Source organism: Bilophila sp. 4_1_30 (assembly GCF_000224655.1).
Classification (GTDB): domain Bacteria; phylum Desulfobacterota; class Desulfovibrionia; order Desulfovibrionales; family Desulfovibrionaceae; genus Bilophila; species Bilophila wadsworthia.
In genome coordinates, this window is sequence record NZ_JH114236.1 from 43,310 (window position 1) to 52,943 (window position 9,634).

The following is a 9,634-nucleotide window of genomic DNA, read 5'->3' on the forward strand; positions in this document are numbered from 1 at the left end:
CCCCTTTATTGAATCCCTCTTCACTTTTTTCCTGTGTAATATGGGACTGTCGTTTCTATCTGGCGACATATTGCAAGAGAATGTTGAAAAACACATATAAAGATGGAAGGATCGCAAAGATGTTCTTGCGGATCCTGTCAGCAATGTCTCTTTAAGCCACTTCAAAAAGACTGTACGAATTATCCAAGAAAAAGGCGACTGTTCAACAGTCGCCTTTTTCTTTCCCTCAAATATTGGGGCTAAAAAATCCGATAGATAGAGAGGAGGGGGAAGGAAACCCGTTCGGGTATCTCCGTTCTTCAAAAAAGACTCCTCCCCCTCTCCACCGAACTCATTCTTATTCTTCAACCTTACGGCGCTTTTCCCAGAGCTTCATATCCTTCATCTTCTTGCGGCGCTCGCGCTGAAGGCCTTTACAGACCAGCGGGGTATCCTTCTTGAGGCCCCACTTTTCGCGGTATTCGGCAGCGTCAAGATTATGGCTGGCGAGATGCTTACGCGTCAAAATTTTGAATGTCTTCCCGCATTCCATGCAGGTAATCGACTTTTCTTTGATGGATTTGCGGGGATCGCTCTGCACATCGGAGCTGGCAAGCTCCTCAACGCAGCCTTCACCCTCGGCAACGTTCTTGATATCGGACGAAAGACGACGCACCATGGAAATGATTTCGTCTTCCGACATGATTCGGACGCTGGCCTGTGCTTTGACAATATCCAGTGCTTCTTTCAAATGATCATCCATCAGGGATGCCTCCTCGGAACAAAGTTACTGAAAAGGTTGTGCCATGAATCCAGGAACCTCTCCTGCACTCACTCCCCCCAGAATCCCGTACGCCTTTTCCCCCGTTATCCCCTCACCCCTGAGGTGATATGGGGGCGGAAACAGCAAGGAACGAAACCGTTCCCCCGGCAAAGCACCCCTACCAGCCGGTCCACTGTCCTTGATGCCAATGCATCTCGCTTCCCTCTATTCCGTACCCAGGATCTCTGCACAACAAGCCATATCTAAAAAGATATTGTTCAGTATTGCACGAGGGGCCTATGCAATGCAACTGCTTTTCGTACCTTTTTATTATATACTTTCCATGAATGCCGTCTAAAAGGCAGCTATTCCATGCAGCCGCATCAAGAAGTACGGTGAAGAAAAGATGCTTGCCCGTTCCATCCCGCACAGGATGGAATCACAGCTTGTACGAGGAAAAACAGATCCTTTCGTTTCCTTGGATAGCCTATCCGATAGGGGACAGTAAATGATGCCTTGCATTTTTCTCAAGAACATAACGTCGGCACAGTAAGAAGATGCGGCTGGCAAGCCCATAAACGGAATTCCACACAGCCCTCAAACCGGGGACAACGTACAGGAGGCATCTTAAAGGAAAATCTGCGGCGGGGCTCAGAGAGCCTTTTCACTACATAAAGCCCTTGGAAAGAGCGGGAGATCCACGCTCCGACAGGCTTGGGAAAGGGTATTTTTCTGAAGAAACGTTTCCCCTTCCCGAATCTTTCCCTATCCTTTTAAAGCGTATCCGCTCTACATTATTCCCCTGCCTCGCTCAGGCAAAAGAGCGCGGATCAATGTTGTACTTCTTAACCTTATAATTGACAATCCGGTAGCTTACCTGCAAATCGCGGGCGGCCTGCAGCATATTGCCATGCGCATGTTGCAGGGCGTCAATGAGCAGTTCCTGTTCAAAGCGCGCCACCGCGTCGTTGAACGGCAACGCCGCCCGGCTGTCCCCAGACGTCTGGAGGGATTGGGGCAAGTGAGCGGCGCGCAGGACGAGATCGTCGCAGCCTTGTACGGCGAGCTTCATGCACTGGGCCAGCTCGCCGGCATTGCCCGGCCACGGGTATTGCAAAAGAAGTTCCTGTGCCGGTGTCGAAATGCGCTCCACTGTACGCCCCAGGGCCTCGGCGGACGCCTTGAGGAACATATCCGCCAACGGAAGGATGTCTTCAGGACGTTCGCGCAACGGAGGCAGGGTAATGGGAAACGCTGTGATACGATTGTACAAATCTTCGAGAAAGGCACCTTGGGCGACCAGGTTTTCCAAATCCGCAGACGATGAGCAAATGAAACGCACGTCCACGCCTACGGGCTGCCCTCCCCCCATGCGGACCACGGACTGCTCCTGCAAGACATGCAGGATCTGCGTTTGAATGGACAGAGAAAGCTTGTCGATGTCCTCAATGAACAGCGTACTGCAATTGGCAAGCTCGAACAGACCCTTGCGGGTCTGAACGGCACCCGGAAACGCGCCTTTGCGGTAGCCGAACAATTCGCGTTCGGCCTGTTCCTCGGTCAGCCTGTCCGCACCCGACGATTGGAGGCGCGACGCATAAAAACGTACCAGCGGCAGTTCGTTGCGCACGCTTGCCGTATGGATGAATGCCGCCACCCGGGCCTTTCCCGTACCCGGTTCGCCCCGGAGCAGGACCGGACCGCGCCCGTGCCCGGCATAGCTGGCCTGCTTCAGCGCCTCGCACATGCTCTCGGACACGGCAAGTATGCCGCCGTCCAAATCCCCGGCCACATGCGGCCTGTCCCCCCGGCGCTCGGCAAGGCGCTGCTGCCGGGCCATGTCGTCTTGCAAATACGTGGCCTGCGCCGCAATCATCCCCGCAACGACCTCAAGGAAACAGCGCTGCCGCTCCAGTTCCTCACGTGAGGCTCTCGGCGTATCGACACTCAACACGCCAATGACCTTGCGCGCCTGTTCTCGGCCCGGCTCCCAACTCATCTGCGGAGCGAGCACCGGGACGCTGAGGAAAGCCAGTGAAGACAGTTCGTCATCGGTGCGCACAAAAAATTTGCTGAGGAAAACGGGATGCCCCTTGAGGCATTCGACGATGACCGGCTTACCCGTGACGAAAACCTGGCCGGTAACGCCCATGCCGGGCTCATACACCACCTGAGCGCTGCGGGGCGCGCCATCGGCCACGCACAGGCGCAACGTCCGCGTTTCCGGATCGAAAATGACCAGATGCGGGCGCAGAAACCCATGCCGCTCGGTAAGAAGCGAAAGCAAGGAGTTAAGCGAAGACTGGAACCCACGCTGCGGCCCCATTCCTGCGGCGATGCGTTGCAGGGTTTCCATGTACGGGACGGGATTCATCAAACCGGCAGACGACTGTTCAGACATACGAATCAAAAAAGGGACAGGCCGAGAGGCTCGTTTCAAGTCCCTTGTGCGCTATAGGGTGCATCAATGCGAAGAGAAAAACGGAACAGTCGGCCCTCCTCATCCATAAAAAAGGCATCCGGAGGATCCGAGGCGCGTTCGCGCTTATGGCTCATGCCTCGGAAAGGGGCAAGGGGGCGCGGGCCCCCTTGTACCGGAAGCACGCCTCCGGCCCCTTTCAACAAACGGCTAAAACAACCGCGACGAGGCGAGGATTTCGCGCCCGCACTCGGCGGCCTTGAGGTTTACGTCAACCAGCTTGGCGGGCATGAACGTACGAATGCCTTCCTCCAGCGCTTCGAACCCGAAGGGCAGGAGGCCGGAAGCGCACAGCGCGCCGAGCAGGATGTTGTTGCCGCACTGGGCGGAACCGAGTTCGATGCCCATGCTGCGGCAGGGGAGGAACCACGCGGAGGAAGCGCGATCACGCACGGCCTGTTCCACGGCGTCCAGCCCCGGAGCGACTTCGCGCCCGGCGGAGACGGACAACGGCGGGATGACGTCCGTGCTGGAAAACACCACGCCGCCCTGCTTCAGGTAGCACAGGCCGCGCAACGTTTCCAACGGTTCGAAACCAAGCACGATGTCGGCTTCGCCGAATCCGAGCTTGGGGCTTTTCCAGCCGCCGAGCAAAATGGTGGATTCCACAACGCCGCCGCGCTGCGCCATACCGTGGATTTCGCCGGCGACCACCTCGACGCCCTGCGCTACGGCCACGCGGGCCAGCAGCGTGGTGGCGGTAAGCGTTCCCTGGCCACCCACACCCGTCATATAAATACGAATACGATTGCTCATTTTCAGCTCCGCTTGCGGGCCCGGATAGCGGGCGTTACCTGGAGACACACCATGCAGCCGGAACACTGCGATTCATCCACGCTGACGACCGGAGCTTCGGCGGTGCCGCCGCGACGGAACGCGGGGCAAGCCAGCTCGGCCAGACACTTCAAGGCTTCCTCGCCCTGCGTGGCGACTTCGGCCACCTGCGGGCGGTTCTGCTTCAGCGTGCGGCGGGCGAACAGCATACAGGGCTCTTCCGCAATGATGACGCGGACCCCGGAACGGGCCTTCATTTCCTCAATCGTCTTCAGCGTGCCGCGCATGTTGAAGGGCTTGACCTTGGCGACGTCCGTAACGCCGATGCCGCGGACCACGCTCTCGATGTCCAGATGGTTGCAGCCCTCGCCGAGAACGGAGGTGCACACGCCGGGATTGGGCTGATGGCCGGTCATGGCGGTCGTGCCATTGTCGAGGATCACCAGCAGCACGTCGTGCTTGTTGAACACGGCGTTGGCAAGGCCGGTCATGCCGGAGTGGAAAAACGTGGAGTCGCCGATGAACCCGACCACAGGACGATCGGAAACCATGGCGAACCCGCTGCCGGCGGATACGGAAGATCCCATGCAGAACAGGAAGTCAGCGGCGCGCAAGGGAGGGACCATGCCGAGAGTATAACAGCCGATGTCGCTGGAATAGACGGCTTCGTCACCGAAAACCTTGCGGACGGCATAGTACATGGCGCGGTGCGAGCAGCCGGCGCAGAGATTCGGAGGACGTCCGGGCAGGCGAGAGACGTCGATGGCGGCGGCGCTGACGGACGCGGGTTCCTTTCCGAGCACGGCGGCCAGCGCGCGGGCCACGGCACCCGTGGAGTATTCGCCGAAAATCGTCAGGTCCGGGCCCTTGCCCACGATGGAAACGTCGATCTTGCGTTCCTGAGCGAGCGCGCGGAGATCCTGCTCAACCAGCGGCTGGAGTTCTTCAAGCACCAGCACCGTATCGCAGCTGGACATAAAGTCCGCCAGCAGGTTTTCCGGCAAGGGCCACGTGAACCCGAGCTCAAGCACCTTGACGTCCTTTTCCCAGCCGTTCTCGGCGAGCGCGTCGGCAAGGTAGGCACGGCTGATCCCGCTGGCGATGACGCCGATGCGCCCTTCCCCGGAAACCTTGTTCCACGGGGAGGCTTCGGCCTTGGCGCGGGCGTTCTCAAGGTGTTCGACGAGAACCTTATGGCGGCCCTGCGCCACGGCGGGCACGGGCACGAAACGCATGGGGTTGCGCTCAAAGGGCACGATGGGGGCCGGTTCGCCGAGCGCCCCGAAAGTGACCGGGCCGCGCAGGTGGTTGACGCGGGTGGTCGTGCGCAGCATGACCGGCTGCTGGAGTTCACGGGCCAGCAACAAGGCTTCGCGGGTCATGTCCTTGGCTTCCTGCGCCGTGGCGGGCTCGAAGCAGGGCATCCCCATAAACCGTGCGTACGTACGGTTGTCCTGTTCATCCTGGCTGGAATGGCACAACGGATCGTCGGCGCTCACCAGCACGAAACCGCCGGGAAGCCCCACATACGCTGCGGTGAACAGCGGATCGGCGGCCACGTTGACGCCCACGTGTTTCATCGTGGTCATGCTCATAGCCCCGGCAAGAGCCGCACCAGCGCCCACTTCCACAGCCACTTTCTCGTTGACGGAATACTCCATGCGGTATCTGCCGCACGAAGCGAGATAGTGGAACGTGTCCGGGATCTCGGATGAAGGGGTGCCCGGATAGCAGGTTACCACATTGATCCCTGCTTCCAACGCCCCCCGGACGATGGCCTCGTTGCCAAGAAGCAGGTGTCGCACGCCCGCTTCAGCAGCCAGTAACGGATGACTCATGAAAACCTTCCCTCGTGTTTGAAGCGCGGCGGGAACGGATCCGAACCGCACGGTTTTCCGAAAGAAACGACCCCTGCGCAAACGGGCTGAGGCCTTGCGGCAACAGCCCGTTTTCTTCCCGGCGAACCGGGAACCGACAGGGTTTACGACGGAGGCCGTTCCCCTTGATAGGCGTTAGGAGGCCATGCGCGCCTTCAGTTCGGCGATTTTGGCCTGGAAATAGCCGTTGTTCGCGGCATCCCCCAAAGAGGTGGCGATGCTTTCGTAGGCGGCGAGTGCGCGGTCGAGCTTGCCCGCGAGTTCGGCGGACATGGCCTGCCCTTCCAGAATGGCGGGGCGCAGGCTTTCGGGGGCACTCTTTTCCAGAGAGTCGAAAACGGCGAGCGCTTCGGCGTATTTGCCCTGGCGCTGGAGGAGGTCGGCCTGATTGATGGCGGCCATCATACCGATGGAGCCTTTGGGATCGGCGGCGGCGACGGCGGCATACGCGGCGGCGGCCTTCCCGTACTGTTCGAGGCCAAGGGCGGTGGTGGCGATTTCAAGCTGGACGCCGGACTTCATGGCGCTGGGAGCAGCGGGCAGGAATGTTTCCAGCGCAGCGATACGATCCGGGCCCTGCGTGCTGACAAGGATGCGGCCAAGCTCAAGATGGGCTTCGCGTTCCACACGGGTCTGATACCACTGCCAGCCGCCGACACCGGCGATGACGAGCACCAGTAAAACGATGCAGGTCACGATGATGCGGCTGTTCCGGAGCACGAAGCTCAACAGCGGCGTGGCTTCGACGGCCACTTCGGACTGGATTTCGCCCATCAGACTGCCGGGGATCTGAGGCCCGGACGGACGGAGAGGATCTGCCATGATGTCTGTACTCCTTGACTCTTCCACACTCTTTTTATGTCGGACGAGGTCCGATGCACGCAGAAACGGGCTTGCCGGAGCAAGACCAAAGACAGCAAAAGATAGGTTGGATCGACAGGAATGTCAAAAGAAATGTCCCGGCCCGGGGTTGCGGGAAGCCGCGTGGAACCTTATACATACCTGCTACAGAGAACGCCTCAACCTCCCGCGCCACGAAAAAGGAAACGCCATGACAGTTTCGATCGAACTTCAGATGGAACAGATGGGGCAGCGCGCCAAGAAGGCCGCCCGCGTGCTCTCGGCTGCCGCGCCCGCAGCCAAAACGCAGGCCCTGCGCGCGCTCGCCGCACTGCTCATCGAACGCCAGCCTGACATTCTCAAGGCCAACGCCCTCGACGTGGACGCCGCCAAGGCCGCAAACATGGACGCGCCGCGCCTCGACCGGCTCACCCTCACGCCGCGCATCATGGCGGATATGGCCGATGCCTGTCTGCATGTCGCCGAGATGGCTGATGAAGTCGGCGTCATCGAGCAACAGTGGCAGCGCCCCAACGGGCTCATGATCGGCAAGATGCGCATCCCGCTCGGGGTCATCGCCATGATTTTCGAGTCGCGCCCCAACGTCACCATCGACGCCGCCATCCTTTGCCTGAAGGCCGGAGACGCCGTGATCCTGCGCGGAGGCTCGGAGGCCATCCATTCCAACCTCGCGCTGGCCGGGCTCCTCCACGAAGCGCTGCGCAGCGCCGGGTTGCCCGAGGATGCGGCGCAGGTCGTGGAAACCACGGATCGCGCCGCCGTCGCCGCGCTCTGCAAACTTGACAAATATGTGGACGTCATGATCCCCCGGGGCGGGGAATCGCTGGTGCGCGCCGTGTGCGAAGCCGCCACCATGCCCGTGCTCAAGCACTACATGGGCGTGTGCCACCTTTATATAGATGAAGGGGCGGATCTCGACATGGCCCTGCGCCTCGCCCACAACGGCAAAGTCCAGCGCCCCGGCGTCTGCAACGCGCTTGAGTGCCTGCTGGTGCATGAGAAAGAAGCCGCCGCGTTCCTGCCGATGCTCGCCGGAAAACTCGGTGCCGACGGCGTGGAGTTCCGGGCCGACGCCCGCGCCCTGCCCCTGCTGTCCGGATCGAAGGCCGTTCCCGCGCAGCCCGGCGACTTCGGGCAGGAGTTCCATGACCTGATCCTTGCGGTCCGCATCGTGGATTCGCTGGATGACGCGCTGGATCACATCGCCAGTTACGGCTCGAACCACACTGAAGTCATTTGCACCAACAACCACGCCAACGCCACGCGCTTCCTGCGCGAGGCCGACGCCTCCCTCACCGCCGTCAACGCGTCCACCCGTTTCAACGACGGCGGGCAGCTCGGCCTTGGCGCTGAAATCGGGATCTGCACCTCCAAGCTGCATTCCTACGGTGCCATGGGCGTACGCGAGTTGACGACGACCAAATTTGTGGCCCTCGGGACGGGTCAGATCAGGGAATAAACATGACTCCGGCTCAAACCATCGGCATCCTCGGCGGGACATTCAATCCCGTGCATATCGGCCATCTCCGGCTGGCTACCGCTGTGGCAGAAGCCTTGCGGCTCAAGCATGTGGATCTCATGCCTTGCGCCGTCCCGCCCCACAAGGCCGATTCCGGTCTGCTTTCGTTCGAGATGCGTGTCTCGCTCTTGCAGGGCGCTCTGGAAACGCCCCCAAACGCCGCCCCTTCCGATGCCCGGCTTCAGGTCAGCACCCTTGAGGGCGAACTTCCGCACCCTTCCTACACATGGAACCTGATCACGGAATGGCGAAAGAGGCATACCTCTGAAAGCCCCATGTTCATCCTCGGGGGTGAGGATTTCATGCACCTGGACACATGGCACAGAGGGTTGGAGCTTCCCAACATCACCAACTTTGTCGTAGTGCCCCGCTGCCAGGCGGATGAGGAGACGTTCCGGGCAACGATAGGCCGTCACTGGCCCAAGGCCGTCATCACCGAGCCCGACGAAAACAACCTCCTCTCGGCGGCGATCACGGACGAAACATCCTGCCTCTACCTTCCGCTGCCGCATCTGGACATCAGCGCCTCGTTGCTCCGCGCCAAATGGCTTCTTGGCGAAAGCATCCGCTACCTGACCCCCGATCCGGTCATCGACATTCTGGATACCTACAAAGAAGACGTCCGCCTCTGCTGGCGCTGACATAAAAGCCTTCCCTGTGATGGGGAAGGCTTTTATGCACCAGCGGAATATTGTCTTTTTTGAACCTTTCTCTACTGAATCCCACATGGCGGCAATACGATATAAGCGGACAGGCTTATTAGCGGACAGGCTGTATACACTTCCTATATACATATGTGATCAAAATCACATACTAGCCGCATCAGACTTTTCTTTCACGTTTTATATCGAATAAAACATACTCAGTTACGTTATATTTCACACATCATTCCACCTTATCTGTGTTAAGGCCGTAAACCATACGTAATTTGTTATGATTATTAAAAAACTATCACATGAGGTGTAATCATATAAACAGCTATTTCTTAATAGATAGATTATCATTATCATATAAGGAGAGCACAACTTCTTCCGTTCAAAAAAGCAAACTATATAATGATGCATAATCAAATTACAATGCATAAACGACTCGTCTTATAACCATGTAATATACATAGCATAATATAAATATATAATTTATTTATGCATCAAAACAACCTTCATTTCATCATCCTTATGCGCTATTCTTTTTCAATCTATAGAAATATAACATGATAATTCTCAGGTATACCCTTTGCATATTCTTTTTTGAACAAGCGCACCTTTGTAACGCTTCAACAATTCCTATGGATACTGAATGCAGCCATCCCGTCAGCACATTTTTTTCCCTAAGGGTGTAAGAATGCCCATCTTCGCTGGCGCGCGGTCTCTCTCTCTCTCTCT

Annotated in this window: 7 protein-coding genes; 2 read left to right on the forward strand and 5 right to left on the reverse strand. The window is 58.3% G+C overall.

What is annotated here, in order from left to right; genetic code table 11:
• Positions 1 to 337: 337 nt before the first annotated feature.
• From HMPREF0178_RS18670 to HMPREF0178_RS18690, 5 genes are all read right to left on the reverse strand, one after another.
• Positions 338 to 742 (reverse strand): MucR family transcriptional regulator, encoded by a 405-nt coding sequence (locus HMPREF0178_RS18670; RefSeq protein WP_005025888.1) that lies wholly within the window; start codon positions 740 to 742, stop codon positions 338 to 340.
• 811 nt (positions 743 to 1,553) lie between these two features.
• Positions 1,554 to 3,143, reverse strand: a complete 1,590-nt coding sequence (locus HMPREF0178_RS18675) for a sigma 54-interacting transcriptional regulator (protein ID WP_369737737.1) — start codon at positions 3,141 to 3,143, stop codon at positions 1,554 to 1,556.
• Between the two features lie 228 nt (positions 3,144 to 3,371).
• On the reverse strand, positions 3,372 to 3,977 hold the full coding sequence (locus HMPREF0178_RS18680) for an indolepyruvate oxidoreductase subunit beta (protein ID WP_009369128.1): 606 nt from the start codon (positions 3,975 to 3,977) through the stop codon (positions 3,372 to 3,374).
• A 2-nt stretch (positions 3,978 to 3,979) separates the two neighbouring features.
• Positions 3,980 to 5,833: an indolepyruvate ferredoxin oxidoreductase subunit alpha gene (gene iorA / locus HMPREF0178_RS18685; protein WP_009369129.1), complete on the reverse strand. Its 1,854-nt coding sequence runs from the start codon at positions 5,831 to 5,833 to the stop codon at positions 3,980 to 3,982.
• Between the two features lie 174 nt (positions 5,834 to 6,007).
• Positions 6,008 to 6,694 carry a tetratricopeptide repeat protein gene (locus HMPREF0178_RS18690; protein WP_009369130.1) on the reverse strand — a complete coding sequence of 229 codons (687 nt, stop codon included), beginning with the start codon at positions 6,692 to 6,694 and terminating at the stop codon, positions 6,008 to 6,010.
• Between the two features lie 229 nt (positions 6,695 to 6,923).
• Between HMPREF0178_RS18690 and HMPREF0178_RS18695 the strand changes: the two genes are divergently transcribed.
• Positions 6,924 to 8,192, forward strand: a complete 1,269-nt coding sequence (locus HMPREF0178_RS18695; RefSeq protein WP_009369131.1) for a glutamate-5-semialdehyde dehydrogenase — start codon at positions 6,924 to 6,926, stop codon at positions 8,190 to 8,192.
• A gap of 2 nt (positions 8,193 to 8,194) precedes the next feature.
• Complete coding sequence (locus tag HMPREF0178_RS18700; protein WP_005025872.1) at positions 8,195 to 8,893, forward strand: nicotinate-nicotinamide nucleotide adenylyltransferase; 699 nt, start codon at positions 8,195 to 8,197, stop codon at positions 8,891 to 8,893.
• The last annotated feature ends 741 nt before the right edge of the window (positions 8,894 to 9,634 follow it).

Coding starts and splice junctions, on each gene's coding strand:
- HMPREF0178_RS18695 (WP_009369131.1), top strand. CDS start 6,924: ATGACAGTTTCGATCGAACTTCAGATGGAACAGATGGGGCAGCGCGCC.
- HMPREF0178_RS18690 (WP_009369130.1), bottom strand. CDS start 6,694: ATGGCAGATCCTCTCCGTCCGTCCGGGCCTCAGATCCCCGGCAGTCTG.
- HMPREF0178_RS18675 (WP_369737737.1), bottom strand. CDS start 3,143: ATGTCTGAACAGTCGTCTGCCGGTTTGATGAATCCCGTCCCGTACATG.
- HMPREF0178_RS18670 (WP_005025888.1), bottom strand. CDS start 742: ATGGATGATCATTTGAAAGAAGCACTGGATATTGTCAAAGCACAGGCC.
- HMPREF0178_RS18700 (WP_005025872.1), top strand. CDS start 8,195: ATGACTCCGGCTCAAACCATCGGCATCCTCGGCGGGACATTCAATCCC.
- iorA (WP_009369129.1), bottom strand. CDS start 5,833: ATGAGTCATCCGTTACTGGCTGCTGAAGCGGGCGTGCGACACCTGCTT.
- HMPREF0178_RS18680 (WP_009369128.1), bottom strand. CDS start 3,977: ATGAGCAATCGTATTCGTATTTATATGACGGGTGTGGGTGGCCAGGGA.